Raw genomic sequence first — 24,795 nt, 5'->3', positions numbered from 1 at the left:
CTCAGCGGTCGGCCAGTCCGTGGCGGGCGATCTCGGCGAAAAGGCTGCCTGACACGTCGTAGACCGCGTAGTGGTCGCCAGGGCCCCGCCGGATGTCGAACTCCCCGCCCGCGTACGCGCGCCAGCCGTCCATGAGCGACGGCGCCACCACCGGGTCGTCGTCCGCCGCGAAGACCCGGATCGGGCAGCGCAGCGGCTCGCTGGCAGCGGGACGGTACTCGGCAGCGATGCGAAGGTCGTTGCGCAGCACGTCGAGGAGTCGGCGGACGAACTCCTCGTGCTTCAAAAGGGGTTCGGCGATGCCGTTGGTCGCGCGCACATGGCTGAGGAGTTCGTCGTGCGGAAGCGTGTGGTACGACTCCTCGGCCGCGACGTGCGGCGGGCGGGCGCCCGAGATCAGCAGCGCCCGCGGCAGCGGGTGTCCTCGCTCGTGCAGGTGCCGGGCCACCGCGTATGCCAGCAGACCGCCGAAGCTGTGCCCGAACAGGACGTACGGCGGGCGCAGCATCGGCAGCAACGCCTCGACCGTCCGCTCCGCCAGTTCGTCCATCGTGTCCGGCATGGGGTCCGTGACCCGGTTCTCCCGGCCCGGGAGCTGCACCGGGCAGCACCGGACCGAGGTGGGCAACCGCGACGGCCAGAAGCGGAAGGCGCTCGCGCCGCTTCCCGCGTGCGGGAAGCAGAACAGGCGCTCGCCTTCGGTGCCGGGCTGGACGCGCCCGAGGAGCCAGGGTGTCGTGCCGTGGGTCACGCGCGTTCTCGCGATCGCTCGATGAGTGCGGCGATCCCGGCACCCGTGCGGTTCTCCAGGAGGTCCAGCAGGCTCAGCCCGCTGTCCGGAACCAGCTTTTCCAGGTGGGTGAACAGGTCGACCAGCAGCAGAGAGTTGCCGCCCAGATCGAAGAAGTCCTCCTCGGCGCCCACGGTGCGCAGCCCGAGGGTCTCGGCGATCGTGCCGAGGATCTGCTTCTCCAACGAGGTGCGCGGTCCGTCCTCCGGGCCGCCTCCGCCGCCGAACTCCGGTGTGGGCAGGGCCTTGCGGTCCACCTTGCCGTTCGAGGTCAGGGGGATCGCGTCGAGCCAGACGAAGGCTGCCGGGACCATGAAGGCAGGGACGCGGGACCCGAGGTGTTCCCTCAGCTCGGCGTCGTCGGGGCGCCGGTCGCCCACCAGGTAGGCGGCCAGCGCCTGTCCGCCGGGGGCGTCGTCGCGGACGACGGTGGCCACGGACCGGATGTCCGGGTGCGCGGCGAGGGCGACGTCGATCTCGCCCAGTTCGATGCGGTAGCCGCGGATCTTGACCTGGTCGTCGCTGCGTCCGAGGAACTCCAGGTCGCCGTCCGGGAGCCAGCGCGCCAGGTCACCTGTGCGGTAGATACGGCTTCCCGGCGGGCCGAACGGGTCGGGCAGGAAGCGCTCCCGGGTCAGCTCGGGTCGGCCCAGGTACTCGCGGGCCAGGCCATCTCCGCTGAGCCACAGATGCCCGGGGACTCCGGCGGGCAGCGGGTTCAGGTCCTCGTCCAGGACATATGCCTGGGTGTTGGCGATCGGCCGGCCGATGGGAATGGTGGGACGGCTGGTGTCGACTGCCTCGATGGGCTTCCAGGTCGCGAAGAGCGTGCACTCCGTCGGCCCGTAGACATGGAGGAAGCGGGTGTCGTCCAGATAGGGCAGGAGGTGCGCCGCGCTGGCGGGCGAGAGCACGTCGCCGCCCACGAGCAGCTGCCGGACGCGCGCCAGCTCCTCGGGGAACTGTTCGGCCGCCACGTGCAGTTGGGGTGATACGAGGAGGAGGGTCGTGATGCGGTGGCGCTGCAGTGCGGCCTTGAGCTGGTCGGGAAACGGAAGCCCGGAGGGCGGCAGCACCAGCGTGCCACCGTTGAGCAGCGATCCCCACAGCTCGATCAGCGACGCGTCGAAGGAGAGTGGCGAGAACTGCAGATGGGCCTCTCCCGGGCCGAGCTCGACGTAGTCCGCGCCCTTGACGAGCCGGGCGAGAGCCCGGTGCGTGACGGCGACGCCCTTGGGGGCGCCCGTGGAGCCCGAGGTGTAGATGACGTAGGCGAGGTGTTCCGCCGTGGCCGGAACCTCCGGGTCGGTCCCGGGCGGTTCGATCGTCCTGCCCGTGGACTTCGGCTCGTTGCGGAGGAGCACCCGGGCTGCGGTCCCGGCGAACGCGGCTGCGTGCTCTTTGTCCGTGAGCACGACGCGGGCCCCGGCGTCATCGACCACGTAGGCGAGCCGCTCGGCAGGGTAGCTGGGATCGAGCGGGAGATAGGCGCCCCCTGCCTTGAGGATGCCGAGCAGGCAGACGATCATGTCGACCGACCGGGGCAGGCACAGGCCGACGGGCTGGTCGGGAATCACGCCCAGGCCGATCAGCTGATGGGCCAGACGGTTCGCCCGTGTGTTGAGCTCCCCGTAGGTGAGCGTCACGTCCTCGTGCTCGACGGCGATCGCCGAGGGGTCCCGTCGTACCTGCTCCTCGAAGAAGGAGGCGGTGGTGCGGTCGCGCGGGAAGTCGCGCGCGGTCCGGTTCCACACCGAGACCACCAGCTCGCGCTCCTCGGGCGGAAGCACGGGCAGGTCGGCGACGCGGGTGTCGGGCTGCCGGTCGGCCGCGGTGAGAAGGTGCTCCAAGCGGCGCACCAGCCGCTTTGCCGTGACCGGGGCGAACAGATCGGTGTCGTACTCCAGCGTCCCGTGGAGTTCGTCGTTGCGCAGGTCGAGGGCGAAGGACAGGTCGCGGGCGGCCGTGCCGAGGTGCAGGTCGACCGGGTTGCACGAGGCTTCCGCGTAGTCCGGCAGCCCGGCGGACCGTCTCCGGACGGCGAACTTGGCGGGCGCCGCTTGGCGGTCTGGGTCCCCGCACCCGCCAGCCAGCTCGGCGAGCGCGCCGGGCGGGAGGGCGGAGGAGTGGGCTCGTGCCCGGGCCAGCTCGGCACCGGTCTGAGCGACCAGCTCCCGGAACGTCGGGGCGCCGTCCAGCCGCAGGGTCAGCACGACATCGGTCTCGGGCCGGCCGACGCGCGTGTCCGGGCCGGCCGGGGACGGGCTCACGGGCACCAGGAGCGGGACCGCCAGCTGTGCGGTGTGGCGGGCGAGGAGCACAGCGGCGGCCGCGTATACGGCGGCGGCGGCGTCCGGGGTCCCGGACAGCTCGCTCAGGCTCCCCGTCAGGTTGGCCGGCAGGACGAAACGCTCCACCGCGCCGCCGCGGACGGACCGGACTTGGCGTGGCCGGTCTGTCGGCAGGTCCAGCACGGGGAGCGCCGGCTGCGCCTGCCAGTACGCGAGATCGGCGGCGACCTGCCCGGCGGAGGGCCGTGTCGGCTGCGGCGGCTCGGCGTGGGCGAGGGGCTCGCCCCGTCGGGCTGCGCTGTAGGCGTGCGCGTGCTCGACGAGGAAGGCGTCCAGCCCAACAGCGTCCAGCAGCGAGCGGTGGGCGACAGCGACCAGGAGGCACTCACGGTCGGCGACGCGCAGAACGCGGATCCTCAGGAGGGGGCCGTGCGGGAGCGCGAACGGCGCGCCGGCTTCCCTTACGGCCACTTCGATTGCCTCGTCGGCCGACACCCGCAACTCGGCGAAGTCGACGGGCGCCGCGTCCGGCGGCGACGCGGGACTGTCGTCCGCCGTGACGTGGGCGTGGTGTGATGCCGCAGGACGGACTGTGACCGGGCGAAGGGCGTCGCGTGCGGCTTCGCCGTCGAACTGACCCTCGATGCGCAGGCACCGGATCACGTGGTGGGTCGGGTGCGAACCGAGGTCGGGATCGGGCGCGTTCGGCGCGGTCATCGGGTGTGCCGGGGTTGTCACAGTGCTTCCTCAGTGGTCTTGCCGAGCGGTTGTAGGTCTCGCAGGCCGACCCCGTCGGGCCCCAGGACGGTGCGAACGGGCAGGCTCTTGATGCCCGCGATGAACGTGGAGTGGAGGTGGCGGGGCTCGTCGGCGAGCTCGATCAGCTCGAAGTTCGCGGCGATCTCCTCGAAGAGCACGGTCAGGGCGAGCCTCGCCACGTGCGCGCCGATGCAGCGGTGCGCCCCGACACCGAACGCGATGTGCCGGTTCGGCTTGCGGTCCACCGCGAAGCGGAACGGCTCGGGGAACACGCTCTCGTCACGGTTGGCCGAGCCCAGCCACGCGGTGACGGGCTGTCCGGCACCGATGCATGCGTCGCCCAGACGCACCTCGTCGGTGGTGTGGCGCAGCGCGTGGTTGGCGGGCGAGGTCCAGCGCAGGATCTCCTCGACCAGGGAAACCGTGTCCCCGGAGGCCCGCCACCTGGCGTATTCGCCGGGGTTCTCCAGCAGCGCCAGGAGGCCGCCGCTGGCCGCGTGCGACGTGGTGACGGTCGCACCGATCAGGAGGCTGTAGGCGTTGAGGATGACCTCCTCGCGGCTCAGCGGCTCACCGTCCGGCGCGGCTCGCAGGAGCGCCCCGATCAGGTCGTCCGCCTCGGCCCGCCCCGGTCGGGACACCTCCGTGGCGAAGTAGAGGAAGATCTCGGAGTGCGCCCGGCTCAGCACCTGGGAACGCGAGGAACCCTCTGGGGCGTAATCCGGGTCGGACTCCGCCACCGCCGCGTACGTGAAGTGCTTCAGCCGGTCCCAGGAGGACTCCGGGATCCCGAGCAGCAGACCCGCGATGGCGATCGGATAGTACGCGGCCTGGGCCGCGAAGTCCCAGGTCTCCTCGCGGGCACCGACGGAGAGCAGCCGCCGGGAGAACTGCCGCAGCGCGGGCTCGTGGTCGCGGACCGCCTGCCGGGACATGTGCGGGGCCACCGGGTCTTTGAGCCGTTTGTGCCTCGGCGGGTCGGTGACCGCGAGCATCTTCCCGCTGGCGATGTCGGTCTGCCCGAGCGTCGTCAGGATGTTGCCCCGCGACGTCGTGAACTCGGTGTGCCTGGCCAGCACCCGTGACACGTCCGCGTGTCGCGTGACGGCCCAGAACGCCGGCTTCGCGCCGACGGGGCACTGCCGGTGTACGGGATCCTCGGCACGCAGCCACGTCCATACCGGGTGCGGGTCACCGGTGCCGTAGAACTGCGGGTCGGACAGATCCGGTTCGGGACCGTTCTCCTCGGTCGGACCGCCAGAGGTTATGCGCATGCGTCAGCCTCCCTTTGCCACGAGTGGTCGCACCTTGACGATGGGCTGGAGCGGCTCAGATGTAGTCTTCGGCGCCGCCGGTGCGGACCGTGTCGAGCGTGAAGCAGTGGAAGCCGCCGCCGAAGAGCCGACGGTGGCGGTGCTGCACCGGGACCACCGTGAAGCGATGCTCCTCGAGCGTGCGGATGAGGGTCTTGCAGGCGTCATTGACCATGACGGTGTTCTCGTCGACGGAGAGGACGTTGAGGTCGATGTACGGGCTCGGCGGGATGGGGTCGCCGTTCGGGTACTGCGGGTAGTCGCTGATCTGCGGGGCCGGCGGCACGATCAGATCCCACTTGCGCAGCGGCTCGGGCAGGAAGTCCGCCACGTCCGCCGAGCGCACCAGCAGGGTGCCTGGCCGCAGGGGGACCACGACGCTGTCGATGTGGCTCTGGGTCAGCTTGTGCATCCGGTGTACCCGGAAGCGGCCCTGGAGGTGACGCTCCAGCCAGTCGCAGGCCAGGGCGTGGTTGGCGTTGGAGATGTTGACGATCAGATCCCGGCCGAGCCGCAGGCAGTTCGCGGCGTCGATCATCAGCTCCACGCCCGCGTCGTACGGAGACGGCTGCGGGTTCTCCGGCACCTCGATGTTGGGCGCGGCGTTCTCGTTGTTCGGGTCGAACGAGGCGTCCGTCATCACCGGCCGGGGCATGGACGTCCAGCGCGCGCCCTGGTTGAAATACTCCATGAACACCGGCTTCAGGAACTGGTTCTCGAAGTACCGGTCGCGCAGCGTGGGCGGCGTCTCGATGATCTCGTCGCCCATGATGAGTGTGTTGTCGCGGACGTTGAGCGGCGGAACCACGGTGGCGTCCCAGGCCGGCGTGGTGACCTTGGTGAGGTCGGGGGCCGGCTCGACCGGGCGGTGGACCTTCACCGAGAGGGCCTCCAGCTGCTGGGCCACCCCCTCCACGTCCTCGACGAGTTCGTCGAGGAGGCGCTTCTTGAGGGCCAGGCGGTCGGGGTCGTTGCGCCGGGACCGGGCCTCGCTCTCGCGCCACGTCGACAGGCTCGGGAAGTACCCACGGGTGCCCGAGAGGTTGTCGCTGATGAACATGTCGAACGAGAGGTCCAGGATCCGGTCGACGTATCCGTCTGCGGATCCGACGATGATCTCCTTGAGCGGAGTGAAGTCGTCAAAGCTGTTCAGTCGCATGTCAGAAGGCTTCTTTCTGGACGGTGGACGTCAGGGGGCGGTTGTCGAGATCGCCTGCACCGGGCAGCGGTTGACAGCTTCGTCCACGTCGTCGTGCAACTCGCGGGGCGGTTTCGCGTCGAGTAGGACGACCAGGCCGTCGATCTCGTCCTGGTCGAAGACTTCGGGCAGGGTCATGGCGCACTGGCCCGACCCGATACAGAGGGTCGTGTCCACGGACACATGCACTTCGGTCCTCCGTTGTGGGTAATGGGTCACCAGACGACGGGCAGGCGGTGCACCCCGTACACACTCATGTCGGTGGAGAGCGGGACGTCCGCGGCCGGGACGGCCAGGGCGAGCGTGGGGAACCGCTGGAAGAGCGCGGGCAGGGCTGTACGCATCTCCATCCGGACCAGGTTCTGGCCGAGACACTGGTGGATGCCGTAGCCGAAGGCCACGTGTCCGGTGGTGCGCCGCGTGAGGTCCAGCCGGTCCGCCTCGTCCTGGAACCAGTGCGGGTCCCGGTTGGCCGCGGACAGTGAGACGGTGATCGAGTCACCGGCCTTGAGCTGCCGGCCCGCGAACTCGAGGTCTTCCAACGGGGTGCGCGGGACCCCGAAGTGAAAGACTGTCAGATATCGGAGCAGCTCCTCCACGGCGTTGTCGACGATGGACGGATCGGCTGTCAGCCGGGCGAGCTCGTCGGGGTGGGACAGCAGCGCGAACACGCTCAGCGCCAGCGATCCCGTGGTCGAGTCATGTCCCGCGGTCAGCAGCAGGACGCCGACCCCGGCGATCTCCTCCGTGTCCAAGGTCCCGTCCTTGGCCAGTGCCTGGAGGAGCCCGGGCGTCTCGCCGGGTTCCTCGCCGCCCGCGGCGATGTCGCGAATGGTGGCGTACAGCCGGTCCAGGGCCGCGGAGGTGTCCGCCGCGGTCGAGCCGAGGTTGAACAGGGTCCGGCTGTTGCGCTGGAACTCCGCGCGGTCACCGGACGGGACGCCGAGCAGCTCGCAGATCACCTGGGAGGCGAGGGGCAGCGCGAAGGCCTCCACGAGGTCGGCGCCCGGCCCGCCGCGCTCCATGGCGGACAGCAACTCGTCCACGATCCCCGCCAGTCGCGGCCGCAGCTCGCGCATCCGGCGCGCGGTGAACTGGCCCGCCAGCTGCTGCCGCAGCCGGGTGTGCTCCGGGGGGTCCATGTCGACGAGCCATCCGGGGGCGGCCGGGACGCCGAAGAACGGCTCGGTGCCCGGTCGGTGCACGGGCGCCCGCTTGAACTCGGAACGCGCGCTGAACCGGGGGTCGGTGAGCATCGTGCGGGCCAGCTCGTGGCTGGTGACCACCCAGCCGACATGTCCGTCGGGGTAGCGCATGCTCCGCAACGGCTCGCCGGCCTGCCACTCCATCAGCTCCTGGGGCGGATCGAACGGTCGGCCACGCTCGGTGGGGTGCGCGGGCACCAGTTCCGCGGACAAGGGAGACCTCCTTCAGTGGGAAGCGGGCTGCGGAAGGGTCAGACGAGGTAGTCCTCGATCCCGCCGTCGCGCACGGTGTCCAGGGTGAAGCAGTGGAAGCCGCCGCCGAACAGCCGGCGGTGACGGTGGCGGACCGGGACGACGGTGAAGCCGTGCCGCTCCAGCTCGCGCATCAGCTCGGGACAGGCCTCGTTGACCAGTACGGTGTCCGGGCCCACCGAGAGCACGTTGAGGTCGATGTACCGGCTGGTGAGGATCAGGTCGTCGTCCTCGTACTGCGGAAAGTTGTAGCCCTCCGGCGCCGGCGGGACGATGACGTCCCACTTCCGCAGCGGCTCCGGCAGGTAGTCCAGCACCGCCTCGGAGCGGCACAGCAGCGTTCCGGGGCGCAGCGCCAGCACCATGCTGTCGATGTGGCTGTCGCTGAGCTTGTGGACGCGGTGGATGCGGAAGCGGCCCTCCAGGTGCCGCTCCAGCCAGTCGGCGCCCAACTCGTGGTTGCGCGTAGAGACGTTGGCCACGATGTCACGGCCGAGGCGCAGGCACTGCGCGGCGTCGAAGAGCATTTCGTGGCCGACGTCGTAGCGTGACGGGTGCGGGTCCTCGATCGGCTCCATCGGACCGCCGGCCGTGCTGGAGCGCGCGTACGACAGATCGAAGGAGGCGTCGGTCATCAGCGGCCTGGGCATGACGGACCAGCGGGCGCCGCGCCTGAAGTACTCCTGGAACACCGGCTTGAGCAACTGGGTCTCGAAGTACCGGGACCGGATCATCGGCGACGTCTCGATGATCTCGTCACCGACGATCAGGGTGTTGTCGCGGATGTTGAGCGGCGGCACGACCGAGGCGGACCAGGCCGGAGTGCGCACCGAGCCTGTCTCCGGGGCGACGTCCGTGGGGCGGTGCACCGTCACCCCGAGCGAGGAGAGGGTGTCGGCCAATCCCTGCAGGTCCTCGTTCAGCTCGTCGACGTAACGCCTCTTGACCGGGACCCGGGTACCGCTGGCGGCCTCGCCCTCGCCACGCGAGCGGAGCCGCGGGTAATACCACTCCAGCCGGGCAGCGTCGTTGTCCCCGGCGATGTTGTCGTGGAAAAAAAGCTCGAAAGAGAGTTCACGCTCATGCGAAACATAGTTTTTCGCCGAGCCGACAATTACTTCCCTGAGGGGCGACCATTCATCAAAGCTATTCAGCGACATCGCCGATCCCCGTACATATATCTCGACATGAATGGGTAAACTGGACAAACTGGTTGCAGTCGGCATTCGGTTGCCATGCTTACACGGCCCTCCGAACTGGCGCAATCGAATTTTTTAGTTACCCAAATGTTACCTGCGTCACATCGTGATCTTGTTGACTGGCTCCTCAGGGGCTGGCGATACTTTCGTGGCGCACCAACTGCTTTCCTGCACGAGACAGCCCGATACGTACCGAATCGACCGGAACCCACAGGTTTCAGGGACGCGGAGGCTCAGGAAGTAATGCCAAGTCAGCAGAAGAATAGCCCGGAGTACCAGCAGTTCGACTTCCTCATGAATGCGCCGGCTCTGTTCAATGCCGCCGCAACCGCAGCGGAACTGCGCATTTTCATTTTCCTTTCGGAAAACCCGGGCTCTGATTTCGAAGCCATACGCGAGTTCACGGGCGTACCGTCGCACCAGCTCCGGGTCCTGCTCCAGGGCGTCTGCGCGGCCGGTCTGATGGAGCGGTCCGAGGGCAAGTACCGCAACTCCGCGGTGGCCCAGGACCTGCTGGCTTCCGACGAGCCCGACAGTTGGGCGCACACCCTCATCGGGTGGAAGGAGATCTACTACCCCGCTTTCGGCCAGATGACCAAGGCCCTGAAGGCGGGCACGAACACCGCGCTCGAGAGCTACCCGGGCGACGAGCCCACGCTGTACAAGCGGCTCACCCGGAACCCCGAGCTCGAGGGCGTGTTCCACAAGGCCATGGCCGCCTTCACGCTGGCCTCGATCAACGACCTGGTGGAGCGCGAGGAGTTCGGCACGGTCAAGCACCTGCTGGACATCGGCGGCGGCGACAGCACCACCACCGCGCGGCTGCTCGACCGATACCCCCAGATGCGATCGACCGTCTTCGACCAGCCGAGCGTGTCCGGGCTCGCCCACGGCAAGGAGGCGCAGAAGTTCCTCGACCGGATCGATCTCGTCACCGGTGACTTCTTCGACACCCCCTTCCCCAAGGGCGCCGACGCGGTGCTTTTCAGCCACGTCCTCGGCATCTTCTCCGCCGAGCAGATCGGCACCCTGCTGACGAAGGCGTACGACGTGCTGCCCTCCGGCGGGCGCATCTTCATCTACGACTACAACGTCACGGAAGACGAGACCAAGGGCATTTACGGCGCCCGCCTCGGCCTCTACTTCAACATTCTTGCCAGCGGTACCGGTATGGCGTACCCGGCCGAGGACTTCGAAGGCTGGCTCGCCGAGGCCGGTTTCGAGAACATCAGCACCGTTGCGGAACTCGACTACGAGCACGGGTTCCATATCGGCGTCAAGCCCTGACGGATAAGAATTACGTGTGCGGTGCGGCTCCCGTGAATCAATCCCCCGGCGAGCCGTGCCGCCGCTTGGCTAATGAGGCATTCGAGGGGGCTAAGCATGTTGGTAAGCAATAGTCTGTCCCGGTACTACGAGCAGGTCCAGGCGGCGCTCCGCGACCTGCTCGGCGGGAGACAGAGCAGTAATCCCACCGAATTCACACCCGGCGTCGAGCTGCCTCGCCTCACGCCGGCCGTCCAGGAATTTCTGTCGGTCTCCGATGTGTCCGTTGCGTCACTGCCCTCCTATGACGGCCGGAGCATTACGCTGCTCGACCTGATGAGCAACCCGGCCACCATGACGACGAAGACCTTCGCCTCGCTGGTCATTGTCGCCCGGGCCGTGCGCTTCATCCAGGACACCGGTGAGCGAATCACCATAGTCACGCCCTCGTCGGCGAACAAGGCCATCGCGCTGCGGGACGCGGTGCTGCGGGCCGTCAACTGCGGCCTGGTGGGCGCCGACCAGCTCAACATCGTGGTCCTCGTCCCGGAAGGCTCCGTCGCCAAGCTGCGCCGCACCGGGCTGTACAGCGATCCGTACCTGCGCACGCGCAACCCCATCGCGGTGCTGGGCCGCGACCGCACCCCCGGCGCCGTGAAGGACATCACCCGGGGTTTCGTCGACGCCCACAGCGAAGAGCTGGCCAGGGACCACAAGACCCACCTGTGGTACACCCTCCAGCTGGAGAACTACCTCGCCGCCGACATCGTACGAGCCCTGTCGGAAGCCGAGTTCTTCCCGGCAGCGGCCGACCGACCGCGACTGCACGCGCATGCCGTCTCCAGCGCCTACGGCCTTCTCGGACACGCCTACGGCCGCACCCGGCTGCCCGAGGCCGACCGCGTCGGCACGCCCGACCCCCGCTACTTCCTCGTCCAGCACCTCGGCGCACCGGACATGGTGTTGAGCCTGTACAACGACGGCTCGACCGACCCGGGGAACATGCCCGCGTACTCCCTCCAGCCCGAGACCGGGCTCTACACCCAGGAGCGGGACCCGCACTTCCCGGCCTTCACGTACGACCCGCACGAAGCGCTCGACTCCACCTTCTACACCCGCAACCCCCCGACCTCGCCCCGCATGAACGAGCTGATCCAGGGACAGGGCGGGGGCGGGCTCGTGGTCTCGCTCGCCGAGTGCCTCCAGCGCTATGCCCAGGTCCGGAACATCCTGAGCGAGGCGAAGGTGCACCTGCCCGCCGACCCGCGGGCGCTGCGCGAATGGTCGCTGGTGATGGCTGTGACGGGTGTCCTCAACGGCATCGACCGAGGCCTGATCGGCGAACAGGACATCCTGGTGCACGGTTCGGGCAGCTACTCGGCCGCCGACTTCGACAGCGTGGGCATCCACGACACGCACCGCGTCGAGGACGTCCCGGCACTGCACCAGCTGGCCCTCACCGCCGTCAAGCAGTGACCGAGACCGGCCTTCTCCGCAGGTTCCCAGTCCACCCACCGTCAGCGCCGAGGTGACCTCTCCTTGTCCGCAGTGAAACCCGCTTCGCGTGACCCGTTCCCGCAACGGGCGCGCATGCACGCCGGCTACCACTGGCGCAACAGCGGCAGTCCGTTCGTCACCCGCCTCCGGGACCACTGGGACACCCGCAGGACCGCGGTCTTCCCGTCCGTCCGCTCGGACCTCGCGGGCCTGTCGGTGGGCTACTCCGGCCTGCGGGAAGGTCTCGCCTACACCCTGGAGTTCACCGAGCTGCGCCGGGAAGAGGGCGCGGAATCGCCCGCTGTGCGGGCCTCGAGCCTGGTGTCAGGGGCGCGGCTGCGCGATCCCGCGGCGCTGCCGGAGGCGGACATCCGCATCGTCGGCACCAGTGCCTCACTGGCCCGCCGCATGCCGAAGGAGGCGTCGTTGGTCATTCCCATGCGCGTGCACTTCGTCATCGACTTCGACGGCGACCCGGCATCGGCGCGGCGGGCCATCTCCAAGCGCGAGCGTTCACAGTTCAACAGCGACATGCGCCGACATCAGTGGGGCTGGGAGGTGACCAGCGAGCCCGAGTGGTTCAACGCCTTCTACGACGACCACTACCGCCCCACCATGTTCCGGCGGCACGGCGCACGCGAGCGGACCGAGGGCAGGAACGCCGCCTACGAGTGCCTCTTCCGCACCGGCAGGCTGTTCCGGCTGACGCAGGACGGCAAGCCGATCGGCGGGGCCCTGTGCCACTGGGACCCCCGCCAGAAGGTGCTCACGCTGCGCCTGCTGGGCGTGGAGGACGGGGCCGAACGGCATTACGAGAGCGGCGCGTTCAAGGCGATCTACCACCTGCTCATCGGCTGGGCCGCTGAGAACGGCGTGGAGCGTCTCGACTTCCAGGGCACCGAACCCTTTCTGAGCAAGGGGACGTTCCAGTGGAAGCGCCGGTTCGGCACCCGGGTGATCATGCCACCGAACCACTTCGGCGACAAGCGCCTCTGGCTCCAGGTCCGCCAGGACACCCCAGCCGTACGGGACTACCTCGTCGCAAACCCGACCCTCGCCGAGACCGCGGACGGCCTGCTCGAGGCGGTCTACTTCCACGACGAACAGCGGCCGCCGCGGCTCGACTTCTCGGCGAAAGCCCCCGGAGTGGACAGGGCCCGCAACGTCGACCTCGACGAGTTCCTCGCACCCCTGCTATGATCACTCCGATCCTGCTCTTCAGGATCTTCTTCTCCGGAGTGACTCACACAGCGGACGTCATCGTCCGACACTCTCGGATCCGAGCATCACCCGCCATCTCCCGCACGGGAGCGCGGTCTTTTCCGGTCGACACCCCCGGCCACCGGCCGGGCGGGTGTCGACCGTTTTCTTGTTCCACGCCCGGCACCCGGCCCATCCGGGGGCCGTCCTGCCCAGCACCCGCCGCGGGTCCGCCGCGGCATGCCCCCGACGGGCCAACGCCACCCGCCGGCCCTTCGCCATGGAGTCTGCTATGACCTCTTCCTCGCCGGAAAAACCGCTCCGGCCGACTGAACTCGCCCGCGAACAGGCCTACTTGGACCTGCTCCACGACCGATTGGGCGTCCTGCGCGAGGAGATCAGCAGTGAACTGCGCACCGTCCTGAGCGAGTCCTCCGGGACCGCGCAGGGGCAGGTGGAGCGCGGAGCCGCGGCCGAGCGGCTCGCCCGCAAACTCCTCACACTGGAGACCGCCGAGAGCAGACTGTGCTTCGGCCGACTGGACCGGACCGACGACGACCGGTTCTACATCGGTCGTATCGGCGTGCCGGGCGCCGGTCCCGACGACGACCCCCTGCTCATCGACTGGCGCGCCCCCGCCGCCCGCCCCTTCTACACCGCCACGGCCGCGGCCCCGCAAGGCGTGCGCCTGCGCCGGCACCTGCATACGCGGGACCGTCGCGTGCTGCGGGTGGACGACGAACTGTTCGACGACACTTCGGGCGTGCCCGATGACGTCCAGCTCTCCGGCGAAGCCGCCCTGCTGGCCGCCCTCCAGCACGGCAAGACCGGCCGGATGCACGACGCGGTCGCCACCCTCCAGGCCGAGCAGGACAAGATCATCCGCTCGCCGCACGCGGGCGTCATGGTGGTCCAGGGCAGCCCCGGCACCGGCAAGACGGTCGTCGCCCTGCACCGCGCCGCCTACCTGCTCTACAGCCACGAGCGGCTGCAGCGCAGCGGCGTCCTGGTGGTGGGCCCGAACTCGGTCTTCCTGGAGTACATCAGCCAAGTGCTGCCCGGTCTCGGCGAGACCAGTGTGCTGCTGTCCTCCGTCGGAGGGCTGTATCCGGGTCTTTCGGCGTCGGCCGAGGAGCCGACGGCCTCCGCCGAGATCAAGGGGCGTCTGGTCATGGCGGACGTCCTCGACCGTGCCGTACGGGCGCGGCAGGCCGCCGTCACCGCGCCGGTCGACGCGCTGATCGGCGGCGAGCACATCCGGCTGTCACAGGACTTCCTGGCCGCAGCGGCTGCCCGTGCCACCGAGGACGGCCGGCAGCACAACCTGGCCCGGCCGGAGTTCCGCGACATCCTCTTCGAGGAGCTGGCCGACCGGCTGGCTCGCGTCATCGGCGACATCGAGGTCAGCTTCGAGGAGATCCTGGCCGGCGAGCTGGACGTCCAGGCCCTCGACCGCGCCGTGCAGGAAGACCTGGCCAGCGTATTCGGACAGGACGCCAAGGCCTACGACTTCAGGGCGCGGCTGCCCGCCGAGTTCGCCGAACGCAAGGCCAACTGGCTGCACGCGTTGCCCCGGGACCCGGACGCCCGCCGACTGCTGGACTCCCTGTGGCCGCTCCTCTCCCCGGAGCAACTGCTGGACGACCTGTACGCCGACCCCGCCCGCCTCGCCGAGGCCGCGCCCCAGCTCGAGGAGGAGGACCGGACCCTGCTGGTGCGCGAACGGGGCGCACCCTGGACCCCGTCCGACGTACCCCTCCTCGACGAAGCCGCCGAACTGCTGGGGTACGACGACCGTGCCGAGACCGAGCGGCAGGCGGCCCGCCGAGCCGCCCAACGGGAATACGCCCAAGGCGTCCTGGACATCGCGCGCGGTTCCCGGGGCGCGGACGGCACCGCGGACGAGCAGCTGCACGCCGCCGATCTGGTGACCGCCGAACAGCTCGCCGGGTGGCACACGCAGACGGACCTGCGCACCGTCGCGGAGCGCGCGGCGGCCGACCGGACCTGGGTTTTCGGCCATGTCATCGTCGACGAGGCGCAGGACCTCTCCCCGATGACCTGGCGTCTTCTGGTGCGCCGCTGCCCCACCCGCTCCTTCACCGTCGTCGGTGACGCGGCGCAGTCGAGTGACGCGGCCGGCGCGACGTCCTGGCGAGAGGCGCTGGAACCGTTCTTCGGCACGCGCTGGCGACTGTCGCAGCTCACCGTCAACTACCGCACCCCCGGCGAGATCATGGACGCGTCCCGCCAGGTGCTGAAGGCCATCTCGCCCGAACTGATGCCGGCGCGGGCGGTACGCCACGGCGCCGAACCGCCGCACTGCGCAGGCACCACGCCGGAGGAGTTCCCCGCCGGGCTGGCCGAGGCCGCGGCCGCTGCGGCCCGCCGCGCGGCGGGGGGCCGCACCGCGGTCGTCGTCCCCAGTGCCGACCTGGAACGGCTCGCCTCCGCCGTCGCCGCGCGGCTTCCCGACGTCTCCTGGGGCGCGGACGTCGACCTGGAGAGGGACGTCGTCGTGCTCAGCGTCCGCCAGGCCAAGGGGCTGGAGTTCGACTCGGTGATCGTGGCCGACCCCCAGGGGATACTGGACGGCTCCGCCCGGGGCCTCAGCGACCTCTACGTGGCGCTCACCAGGGCAAGTCGGTCCCTCCACGTGTTCCATCCCGGCCCGCTGCCGGAGGTCCTGTCCCACCTGGCACAGAACTCCTCCTGACCCACGTCCCGTTTCCAGGGCGGCTGTTCCGGCACGCTCTCCCATTTGTCCCGAGCAGAAAGACCAACAGACAACGCCATGTCGACCACTCAAGCTCCGCCGCTCCGGCAGATCATCGGATTCCGGAACTTCTGGCTCTCCCGTGCCGTGTCCGGCCTCGGATCCGCCATCACCACCGTCGCGCTGCCCGTCCTGGTCTTCCAGGAGAGTCGCTCCCCCTTCCTGGTCTCTCTGGTCGCGGCTGCCGGAACCCTGCCCTACCTCGCCTTCGGCCTGATCGCCGGTGCGGTCGCGGACCGCATGGACCGGCGCACCTTGATGATCGTGACCGACTGCCTGAGCGCCTTGAGCCTCGCCTCCATTCCGGCCGCCTGGGCCCTGGACGTCCTGACGGTCACCCACGTCGTCGTGGTCGCGTTCCTCTCCTCCAGCCTCTCGCTCTTCTTCGACGCAGGCGTGTACGGATTCGTCCCCGACATCGTCGGCAAGGACAAACTCACCCAGGCCAACAGCGCGATCTACGGCGCCGAGACCGTCGTCCGCATCGCCGGCAACGCCGTCGCGGGTGCCCTCATCGCGCTGATGAACCCCGTGGGCACGCTCGCCCTCGATGCCCTGAGCTTCGCCTGCTCCGCCCTGTTCATCAGGGCGGTCACCAACGTCGCCTCCCGCCCGGCCAGTTCGGGCGACAAGCGACCGGGTTTCCGGGAATCGGTGACCGAGGGCCTGCGTTTCCTGGCCGGTCACCGCACGCTGCGGACCATGACGGTGGTCGGCACGCTCCAGTCGTTCTCCGGCGGAGCCATCGTCGGTCAGCTCGTCGTCTTCGCGGACCGTGTCCTCGGCATCCACGGCTCCGACGGGCGCATCGGCCTGCTCTACATGGCGTGGAGTGCCGGCGGCATCGGCGGCTCCCTGCTGCTTCCCCGGCTGCGCAAGCGCTTCGACGCCTTTCCGCTGCTCCTCGGGGTGCTGCCGATCGGCGCGCTCCTCGGACTCGTCGTCGTGTTCACCACCGACTGGCGGATCTCGCTGGTGGCGCTGGCGGCATGGGGAACGGCCTACCTGGTCGTACTGGTGAACACGATGACCTACTCCCAGGAGGTCACGCCCTCCGAGCTGCAGGGCAGGGTCAACACCACCCGCCGCATGCTCTCCTCCGGGCTGGGAGTCCCGCTCGGCGCCCTGGTCGCCAGCAGCATCACCGTGTCGGTCGGCATCCGGGCCGGCATGGCCACGGCGGTGATCTCCATCGCCCTGGCCGCGGTCGTCGTCTGGGCGGTACAGCTGCGCCGCCTCCTGAGCCCCGTGGCGGAGGCATAAACGGCCCAACGGCTCCGCGCCGCCCCGTCGGCCGGGCGCAACGGCGCGGAGCCCTCACTCGCGGATCAGGCGCGGTCGGCCAGCACCGGCCCGTCGAAGACCGCCGCACCGTCGGCGCGCCGCGCCACGGTGACCTGGCCGGTCATGGCGACGAGGGTCCGCCGCTCCCCGGTGTAGGGGCGTCGGCCGTGGGACTGCAGCAGGTTGTTGACAACCATGAGATCGCCGCGCTGCCACGGGAAGGCGTATGTGCAGGCGCCGAAGGCTTCGCGGACCCGGTCCATCTCCTCGTCGGAGATCGGCGAACCGTCGCCGTACGTGGCGTTGCGGGGCATCTCCTCCTCGGGGAACAGCTCGCCGAGCGCCTCCCGGGTGGCGGCGGGCAGGTTCGAGACGTGGAAGAGGTGCGCCTGGTTGAACCAGCACTCCTCTCCGGTGCCCGGGTCCGTCACCAGGGCCGGGCCGCACTGCAAGGTGCGCAGTCCGTAGTCGGTCCAGGTAAGGTCGATACCGCGCTCCGCGCAGTACCGCTCGACCTCCGCGCGGTCCTCGGTCTGGAAGGTCTCCTGCCAGGTCAGGCCCATCCCCTCGCGATAGGACCGGTGGTAGGCGATACCGAGCTTCCGGAAGCGGTCCAGCAGGTCGGACGGCAGGCGCCGGGTCACCTCGCGCACGTCGGCGAGCGGGGTCTCGCCCCCCGTCTCCGCGGAGCGGAAGCAGGCGAAGAACAACCGGTGCGGGAAGACGCTGGCGTAGGCGCTCTCGTTGTGCTGGGTGATCGTCTCGGACGCCGGGTACTCCGTGGAGGTGTAGACGCCTCCGCTGACGGCGCTGCGGGGTGTGGAGCGCTCCGTGTAACTGAGCAGCTCGCCGCCGACGTGCCGTGCCACCTCGGACAGTTGCTCGGGGCTGTGCACGCAGTCCCGCACCAGCACCGCGCCGACGGTGTCGAGCAGGCCTGTCAGCGCGGCGCCGTGCTCGACCACCCAGTCCTCAATGCGTCCGCACTCGGTCCCCGGCTGCATGCCGGAGGCCTCGTAGACGACGAGCCTGGTACCGCCGGATCCCTCGATCCGTCCCGTGTACGACCCGAGCACCGGCGGCGACGTGTCCTGTGGCACGGTGGTTCTCCTTTTCCTCGTGAGTGGTGGTCAGCTCCGGTCGAACGGCGCGGTCGTGGTGGCGCCCTCCGCACGGGAGGCCATCACCCTGACGCTTCCGGACCGGAATACGTCCGTGGGCGTCAGCGTGAGGCCCTTGCGGCGGGCCTGCGCCGACAGCTGGATGCCGAGCAGCGAATTGCCGCCGAGCGAGAAGAAGTTGTCGTCCAGGCCCACCCGCTCGACGCCGAGCAGCTCCGCGCACAGATCAGCGAGCAGCTTCTCGGCCGCGGTCATCGCGGTGTCCGCCTCATCGGCCGCCTCGGCCGGCCCGGGCTCCAGCGGCAGAGCGGCGACCAGAGCCGCGCGGTCGACCTTGCCCTGCGGGGTCAGCGGCATCCGGTCGACGAGTGCCACGGCGGACGGCACCAGGTAGGACGGGAGACGGCTCGCGGCGTACGCGCGCAGCCCTTCGGCCAGGTCCGTCCTCTCCCCGGTGGCATGGGCCTCCGGTACGACGTGCGCCACCAGGCGCAGCCCGCCGGGGCCGGACACCGGGGTGACGCAGACCTGCGCGACGCGGCGGTCCGTCAGCAGCGCCGTCTCCACCTCGCCGGGCTCGACGCGGTGCGAACGGATCTTCACCTGCTGATCCCTGCGCCCGATGAACACCAGGGTGCCGTCGGGGCGCATCCGGACCAGATCGCCCGTCCGGTACATCCGCGCACCCCGCGCGTCGAACGGATCGCTGACGAAGCGCGCCTCGGTCAGGTCCGGCCGGTTCAGGTAGCCGAGGGCCAACTGGTCTCCTGCGACGAAGAGTTCACCGGTCGCGCCCTCCGCCACCGGCCGCAGCTGTTCGTCCAGCACATGGACGCGCACTCCGGGCGCGGGCCTGCCGATCGGGACGGGCCCACCGGGCAGTTCGTCCTTCGGGTCGACGCGGTAGGTGACACAGCCCACGGTTGCCTCGGTGGGACCGTACTCGTTGGTCACCGCCGCACCCGGCGCCCGGCGGCGCCACGCGTCGAGTTGCTCACCGAGCAGCTGCTCGCCACCGACGACCAGGTCGACGGCGGCGAGGGCGGACGGCGGCAGAGCGTCCAGGACGGCCAGGTGACTGGGCGTCACCTTGAGGAAGGTGACCGGGCCGTCGGTCCCCGCGCCGTCGGCGGTGCCGTCCGGGTCGAGCAACTGGGCGACCCGGACGGAGCCACCCGCCGACAGCGGTCCGAAGAGCGTGGTGACGGTGAGGTCGAAGGAGACCGCCGAGTGCAGCAGGGCAGTGCCGGCAAGGCCGGGGTAGGCCTCGAGGGCCCATCCCAGATAGGCCGCCAGGCCGCGATGGGGCACGACGACACCCTTGGGCGTGCCGGTGGACCCGGAGGTGTGGATCACGTACGCCGGGTCCTCCGCCCGTACTGCGCGCCCGCGTTCGTCGTCCGTCACCGCGTCGCCGGGAAGGGCTTCCAAGGCGCGCAGCGTCTCCGGGTCGTCCAGGTCCAGCCGGGCGACCGTTGCCGCCGGGGTGTAGGAGCCGGTGGTGAGCAGTACGGCGGGCCGGGCGTCGTCCAGGACGGCGGCGACGCGCGCCGTCGGATGGTCCACGTCCAAAGGAACGTAGGCGGCACCCGTCTTGAGCGCCGCGTAGAGCGCGACGATCAGCTCGACGGAGCGCGGGAGCGCGACGGCCACGATGCCGCCGGGGCCGACGCCCCGGGCCAGCAGGTGGCGCGCGAGCCGATTGGCCCCGGCGTCCAATTCGGCGTAGCTGACGGTTCGTTCGCCCTCCCGCACCGCGAGCGCCGAGGGGTTTCGGGCCACCTGCGACTCCAGCAGTTCGTGGGCGAAGACGACATGGTTCATGGGCTTGCCTCTCGACTCGGGCCTGTCGCCCAGGGAAGCGGCCGTCCGGCACGCGCGGTATGTGTCGGGAGTGCGCGGTAGCCTCCGGCACGCGTCATCCGTCAGGGATGGCGCCCCGCCGAACGCCCGGGCGCCGACGATGCCGTGCGAGCAGGCACGCGGCGACGATGACGGACAACCCTCTCGGGCATTGGCGAGTACCGCCGCGGGCCGAATCGGTAGCTGCGGCCCCATCTCCACGGCGGCTCGGCGAACGCCTCGACACATGGGTCTTTGCTATTAATGGCAGACGCAAGCATAGTTGGCAAGGGGTTATTTTCTGTGGACCTCGCGGCCCCACGGTAAGAGGTCGTACAGAACGCCTCGGACCCGGGCGGCACGAATGACATCAGCCGGTCAAAAGGGAAATTTTCCGACGGTGAGAGGCATGGAACACACAAGTATGACCTTGCCTCCAGTGGATCTATGGTGTTCCATGGCAGGCGAAGGTCGTAGGCGCAGGTTCACCCGGGGGAGGGAACTTTTGGCTGGCATCATCAATTGGATATACCAAGAGGACGATCTGGAATTCGATGAAGTTCTCAGATTCGAAGAAAGCCTCTCGAAGAGATACCTTCCCCTGGCTCAGAAGATAGGCTTCGATTTCCGTCTGATCAGGGCCGGCGAGATCATGCTCTCCTGCGTCGGCAAGCCCGTGATGCGTTATGGCGGCGAGGATCTGCTGGAGACTCGGCAGTGCTACATCGCCGAGGACATCAGCATGGAGCCGCAGGGCCTCCAGCACATGCGCGCGATCTACCGGACGATCCACGCCAGTGACTCGGTCCTGCTCAACAGGTCGATCAGCGGCCCGGATTACCTGGAACGGGACAAGCTGGCGCTCCTCCAGCACGCCGCCAACCTGGGCGTGCCGGGCCTGAAGACCATTGCGGTGCCCCCCAAGAAGTACGCCCGCAAGGTCGTTCCCGAGGTGGAGCGGGAGCTCGGCCCCGGCCCCTATATCGTCAAACCGCGCGAACTCGGCATGGGTGTGGGTGTCCTCAAGGTCGAGACGGATCAGCAGCTCGCGTCGACGATCGATATCGTCTCGACGACCGGAACGGGCTACATCGTCCAGAAATTCCTTCCTCATCACGCGGACATGCGTGTGTTCGTTGTCGATGGCAAGGTGGTTACTTCACTCAGCCGAAAACCTCGGCCCGGCGGATATCTCGCCAGTATCAGCCAAGGCGGCTCGCTGGAAGTGAACGACGATCACCTCCAGGTCGAGGAATGGTGTAACAGGATAGCCGAGAGCCTGAATGCCGAATTCCTTTGCATCGATTGGCTGATGACGGATTCCGGGCCGATCCTGAACGAGTGGAGTACGGCCAGCGCCGGCTTCACGCTCCTGCCGGAGCCGCAACTCACTCTGCTCGCCGATGCCTTTTTCGGCTGGATCAAGCGAAAATTCGAAGAAGGGAACTGACGGCGTGGCCGAGGAGACCTGGTTCGGCACCACGGAGCTGCCGGAGAAGTCGCGACTGGCGGTTCCCGAACTCACCGAGCACCTGGATCGTACGCTGGACGACCTGGACTACCCGGTCAACAGCACCTCCATGAACCCGGTGGTTCTGCCGCAGGAGCGCTACACGGAACTCTTCGACGCCACCCGGCAGTTGCTCCGGCTGCTTCGTCGCGCGCTCTTTGGAATCGCCCCGGACTTCCACGGAAGGCTTCGCGCGCTCGGTGCGGTGGAGGAGAACTACCCGCTGTGGGTTCACGGACCTCTCGAAGAGGCGTACGCGACGTGCATGACGCGGCCGGACATCGCCGTCGGCCCGGCTGGTCCCAAATTCCTCGAGTTCAACATCGGTTCCGGTATCGGCGGTGTCGTCGAGACCTCCGTGCAGTCCGCGGTCTGGAAGGCCGCATACGGTGGCGCCGACGCGGCACCCTTCCGGGCCACGCCGGACCCGCTCTCCGTACGGGACCAGATCTTCGTGCGCGCTGTGCGTGATCTGGGCACCCCTCCCGCCGTGGCCATCGTCGGGGCACTGCGGGAGTTCAACGCCGTACGCACCACGCGGTACTTCGACATCCAGGTCCAGTCGCTGCGCAACCAGGGCCTGCAGGCGGAGTACTTCGAGCCCGAACAACTGCTCCAGGGGCTCGGCCTGGGCGGAGGCAACTCGACGCCCCGCTACCGGCTCGGCCTGCGGCACTTCACCATCTTCGACTGGACGCGGCTCGGGATCGATCTCGCACCGATGCGTTCCGCCCTTGACGCGGAGTGCTTTCTGATCGCCTCTCAGAGCGCCTACCTCGTTGCCAACAAGAAGGTGCTCGGCTGGGTCTCCGAAGGACTGCCGTGGATGACCTCCGAGGACCACGCACTGGTCGAACGGTATCTGCCCTGGACCAGGACCGTCTTTGACCGGCCGGTGCGCTGGCGCGGTACCACCCGGCCGCTGCCCGAACTACTGCTGTCGGAGCGGGAGAACTTCGTCCTCAAGCCGGCCATCGGACTGGGCAGCCACGGTGTCGTCCTCGGCCGCCACGCCGACGACGCCGCCTGGCGCGCGACCCTGGACACCGCGCTGAGCACCGGCCAGTACATCGCGCAGGAATACGTCGAGCCCGTGCCGTACCGCGTGGAACTGCGCGAGGAGGGCAGCCAGGACACCTACGAGACGGATGTCCACCCGGTGCTGAGCCCGTTCCTCTTCGACGGACAGCCCGGCGGCTGCCTGGTGCGCTACCTGCCGCCCGGCCGTGCGGGTGTCACCACCATCCAGGGCAACGGCGCATTGCCGTCGGTCGCCCTGCCCGTCTGATGTGCCAGGTCGCTCCCCGACAGGAACGCGATATGACCACGCCCTTGTCCGACCGTGCTGCCCGGTGGCTGCGCACACCCCGGCTGAAGCCGTCGGCGTCCGTCCGCCTGATATGCCTGGCGCATGCTGGAGGAGCGGCCAGTTCCTACCAGGACTGGTCGCCCTACCTCCCCGACGACATCGAGCTGTCCGTCGTCCAGTACCCGGGCCGCCACGACCGCATCGCGGAGCCCTGCGTGGACTCGATGGACGAGATGGCCGACGAAATCGCGGCCGCCGTACGGCCCCGGGGCTGGCAGGACATCGTGCTGTTCGGCCACAGCATGGGTGCCGCCGTCGCCTACGAGGTGGCCCTGCGCCACGCGGAGCACGGACACCCTCCGCGGCAGCTGATCGTCTCCGGACGCCCGGCTCCGCACCGTCATCCGGGCGGCGACCTGCACACCCAGGACGACGACGCGCTCGTGGCCGAACTGCGCAGCATGTCCGCCACCGACCAGGCCGTGTTCGACGACCCCGAACTCCTGGCCCTACTCGTCCCGATGATCCGGGCCGACTACCGGCTCATCGAGCGCTACCGGCGCGAGGCACCGCCCCAGATCGACACCCCGATCACGGTCTTCCGCGGTCGTACCGACGATCGGCTTCCGCCTCAAGACGCCGATGCCTGGCGGGAACTGACGAGCCGTCGCTTTGACCACCAGGTGTTCGAAGGCGGCCACTTCTACCTCCGCGACCGTGCCCATCAGGTGGTGCCTGCGGTCGTTCAGGCCATCGGCACGACCACGACAGCGCTCCGGACGACGGACGGCGGCGCCCGAGGAGCCGACACATGAGCGATACCATCGCAGCCACTGCCGTCTTCGACGCTCTCGTCGGCCACGACATGGGTCCCTACTTCGCCACTCCGTGCGGCGTGCTGGCACCACTGCTGGCCCAGTTGCAGGAGCGCGCCGACTACCACGTGGTGGCGCGCGAGGACAACGCCGTCGCAATGGCAGCCGGCGTGGCCCTCACCGGAGGCACCGCCACCGTGCTGATGCAGAACTCCGGGTTCGGGCAGTCCGTCAACGCCCTCGCCTCCCTGGTGGTCCCCTACCGCATCCCCATGCTTCTGATCATCAGCATGCGCGGAACCCCGCCGGACCCGACGCCCGAGAACCTCGCGATGGGGCGGCTGACCGAGCCGATCCTGGACGGCCTGGGCATCGAGCACCACTACCTCTCCGCCGGGAGGGCCGACGATCAGATCCGGGACGCCCGGCGCACGGTCGTGGAGAAGCGGCACAGCCATGCCTTGCTGGTGCGACCCGACGAATTCGACTGGGAGGCGTGAGCGTCGTGCCGTTCGACAAGTCCACGGCGATCGCCGATATCCTGGCCACCGCGCCCGGGATCCCCACTGTGTTCACCACCGGCTTCGCCTCCCGGGTGGCCGCGTCCTTGGACGACCGGCCGAATCACTTCTACATGACCGGCTCCATGGGTCTGGCCCTGGCACTGGGGACCGGTGTCGCCATGGCCTCGCAGCAGCCGACGATCGTCGTCGACGGGGACGGCAGCCTGCTGATGAACCCGGCCACGCTGCTCGCCGTGGGAACGGCACCAGACCTGCCCCTGGTGCACATCGTTCTGGACGACGGCCTGTACGCCTCGACCGGTGGCCAGCCCACCCCGGGAAGGCACGCCCATCTGGCTGGGTTGGCCACGGCGAGCGGTTACCAATCCGTATGCGAGGCGCATAACCCGTCCGCTCTGCGGGCTCGGCTCACGACCGCGCTGGACGTTTCCTCGGCCGTCTTCATTCACTGCCCCGTCCAGCCGGACGCCACCCCACCCCGCAGGCGTGTCACGCCAGATCTCCCGGGCGTCGCCACGCGCTTCTCGCAGTACGTCAGGGAGCGCCGCAGCGTGGCCGGCTTGTAGGCCACCCTGGCAGTGCACTGTAAGTGCCAGCGGTGCGAGCAAGGGCTTACCCCCGCGGGCCCCAGCTCGACTTCATGG

General features: G+C 69.2%; 19 protein-coding genes. 10 read left to right on the top strand and 9 right to left on the bottom strand.

Features of this window, described 5'->3' with window-relative positions:
* Position 1 precedes the first annotated feature (1 nt).
* The 7 genes from ACFY1U_RS48880 to ACFY1U_RS48850 all read right to left on the bottom strand — a co-directional run bounded on the left by ACFY1U_RS48880 (position 2) and on the right by ACFY1U_RS48850 (position 8,968).
* Complete coding sequence (locus tag ACFY1U_RS48880; RefSeq protein ID WP_390700568.1) at positions 2 to 751, bottom strand: thioesterase II family protein; 750 nt, start codon at positions 749 to 751, stop codon at positions 2 to 4.
* A complete protein-coding gene (locus ACFY1U_RS48875) occupies positions 748 to 3,819 on the bottom strand; it encodes an amino acid adenylation domain-containing protein (protein WP_390700567.1) in 3,072 nt (1,023 codons plus the stop codon). Before ACFY1U_RS48875 ends, ACFY1U_RS48880 begins: the two co-directional genes overlap by 4 nt.
* Complete coding sequence (locus ACFY1U_RS48870; RefSeq protein WP_390700566.1) at positions 3,816 to 5,114, bottom strand: cytochrome P450; 1,299 nt, start codon at positions 5,112 to 5,114, stop codon at positions 3,816 to 3,818. The genes ACFY1U_RS48875 and ACFY1U_RS48870 overlap by 4 nt, the downstream gene beginning before the upstream one ends.
* Positions 5,115 to 5,169: 55 nt before the next feature.
* Positions 5,170 to 6,312 carry a glycine amidinotransferase gene (locus tag ACFY1U_RS48865; protein ID WP_390700565.1) on the bottom strand — a complete coding sequence of 381 codons (1,143 nt, stop codon included), beginning with the start codon at positions 6,310 to 6,312 and terminating at the stop codon, positions 5,170 to 5,172.
* Positions 6,313 to 6,342: 30 nt separating this feature from the next.
* The gene (locus tag ACFY1U_RS48860; protein ID WP_390700564.1) at positions 6,343 to 6,534 is read right to left on the bottom strand and encodes a ferredoxin; all 192 of its coding nucleotides are present in this window, start codon (positions 6,532 to 6,534) and stop codon (positions 6,343 to 6,345) included.
* A gap of 32 nt (positions 6,535 to 6,566) precedes the next feature.
* On the bottom strand, positions 6,567 to 7,700 hold the full coding sequence (locus tag ACFY1U_RS48855; protein WP_390700584.1) for a cytochrome P450: 1,134 nt from the start codon (positions 7,698 to 7,700) through the stop codon (positions 6,567 to 6,569).
* 107 nt (positions 7,701 to 7,807) lie between these two features.
* Positions 7,808 to 8,968 carry a glycine amidinotransferase gene (locus tag ACFY1U_RS48850; RefSeq protein ID WP_390700563.1) on the bottom strand — a complete coding sequence of 387 codons (1,161 nt, stop codon included), beginning with the start codon at positions 8,966 to 8,968 and terminating at the stop codon, positions 7,808 to 7,810.
* A 282-nt stretch (positions 8,969 to 9,250) separates the two neighbouring features.
* Between ACFY1U_RS48850 and ACFY1U_RS48845 the strand changes: the two genes are divergently transcribed.
* The 5 genes from ACFY1U_RS48845 to ACFY1U_RS48825 all read left to right on the top strand — a co-directional run bounded on the left by ACFY1U_RS48845 (position 9,251) and on the right by ACFY1U_RS48825 (position 17,009).
* A complete protein-coding gene (locus tag ACFY1U_RS48845) occupies positions 9,251 to 10,294 on the top strand; it encodes a methyltransferase (RefSeq protein ID WP_390700562.1) in 1,044 nt (347 codons plus the stop codon).
* Positions 10,295 to 10,390: 96 nt separating this feature from the next.
* Positions 10,391 to 11,749 (top strand): DUF6002 family protein, encoded by a 1,359-nt coding sequence (locus ACFY1U_RS48840; RefSeq protein WP_390700561.1) that lies wholly within the window; start codon positions 10,391 to 10,393, stop codon positions 11,747 to 11,749.
* 63 nt (positions 11,750 to 11,812) lie between these two features.
* Positions 11,813 to 12,970: a hypothetical protein gene (locus tag ACFY1U_RS48835; RefSeq protein WP_390700560.1), complete on the top strand. Its 1,158-nt coding sequence runs from the start codon at positions 11,813 to 11,815 to the stop codon at positions 12,968 to 12,970.
* 292 nt (positions 12,971 to 13,262) lie between these two features.
* Positions 13,263 to 15,686, top strand: coding sequence for a HelD family protein (locus ACFY1U_RS48830; protein WP_390700559.1), 2,424 nt, complete (start codon positions 13,263 to 13,265; stop codon positions 15,684 to 15,686).
* Between the two features lie 78 nt (positions 15,687 to 15,764).
* Positions 15,765 to 17,009: an MFS transporter gene (locus ACFY1U_RS48825; RefSeq protein ID WP_390700558.1), complete on the top strand. Its 1,245-nt coding sequence runs from the start codon at positions 15,765 to 15,767 to the stop codon at positions 17,007 to 17,009.
* A gap of 65 nt (positions 17,010 to 17,074) precedes the next feature.
* On the opposite strand, the gene ACFY1U_RS48820 is transcribed toward ACFY1U_RS48825, so the two are convergent.
* Together ACFY1U_RS48820 and ACFY1U_RS48815 are read right to left on the bottom strand one after the other, a co-directional pair.
* Positions 17,075 to 18,130 carry a TauD/TfdA family dioxygenase gene (locus ACFY1U_RS48820; RefSeq protein ID WP_390700557.1) on the bottom strand — a complete coding sequence of 352 codons (1,056 nt, stop codon included), beginning with the start codon at positions 18,128 to 18,130 and terminating at the stop codon, positions 17,075 to 17,077.
* Positions 18,131 to 18,160: 30 nt separating this feature from the next.
* Positions 18,161 to 19,975: a non-ribosomal peptide synthetase gene (locus ACFY1U_RS48815; protein ID WP_390700556.1), complete on the bottom strand. Its 1,815-nt coding sequence runs from the start codon at positions 19,973 to 19,975 to the stop codon at positions 18,161 to 18,163.
* 523 nt (positions 19,976 to 20,498) lie between these two features.
* Between ACFY1U_RS48815 and ACFY1U_RS48810 the strand changes: the two genes are divergently transcribed.
* From ACFY1U_RS48810 to ACFY1U_RS48790, 5 genes are read left to right on the top strand one after another with little or no spacing between them, the layout of a single operon-like run.
* Entirely contained in the window at positions 20,499 to 21,443 is a 945-nt protein-coding gene (locus ACFY1U_RS48810) for a RimK family alpha-L-glutamate ligase (RefSeq protein WP_390700555.1), read from the top strand.
* A 4-nt stretch (positions 21,444 to 21,447) separates the two neighbouring features.
* Positions 21,448 to 22,791, top strand: coding sequence for a hypothetical protein (locus ACFY1U_RS48805; RefSeq protein WP_390700554.1), 1,344 nt, complete (start codon positions 21,448 to 21,450; stop codon positions 22,789 to 22,791).
* A 32-nt stretch (positions 22,792 to 22,823) separates the two neighbouring features.
* Positions 22,824 to 23,627 carry a thioesterase II family protein gene (locus ACFY1U_RS48800; protein ID WP_390700553.1) on the top strand — a complete coding sequence of 268 codons (804 nt, stop codon included), beginning with the start codon at positions 22,824 to 22,826 and terminating at the stop codon, positions 23,625 to 23,627.
* Positions 23,624 to 24,127 (top strand): thiamine pyrophosphate-binding protein, encoded by a 504-nt coding sequence (locus ACFY1U_RS48795; RefSeq protein ID WP_390700552.1) that lies wholly within the window; start codon positions 23,624 to 23,626, stop codon positions 24,125 to 24,127. The genes ACFY1U_RS48800 and ACFY1U_RS48795 overlap by 4 nt, the downstream gene beginning before the upstream one ends.
* Complete coding sequence (locus ACFY1U_RS48790; RefSeq protein ID WP_390700551.1) at positions 24,124 to 24,717, top strand: thiamine pyrophosphate-dependent enzyme; 594 nt, start codon at positions 24,124 to 24,126, stop codon at positions 24,715 to 24,717. Before ACFY1U_RS48795 ends, ACFY1U_RS48790 begins: the two co-directional genes overlap by 4 nt.
* Positions 24,718 to 24,795 lie beyond the last annotated feature (78 nt).

The organism is Streptomyces sp. NPDC001351 (assembly GCF_042896045.1).
In the GTDB taxonomy this organism is placed as follows: domain Bacteria; phylum Actinomycetota; class Actinomycetes; order Streptomycetales; family Streptomycetaceae; genus Streptomyces.
The sequence above is the reverse complement of the archived record's forward strand: the minus strand, read 5'-3'. Positions and strand labels throughout refer to the sequence as shown.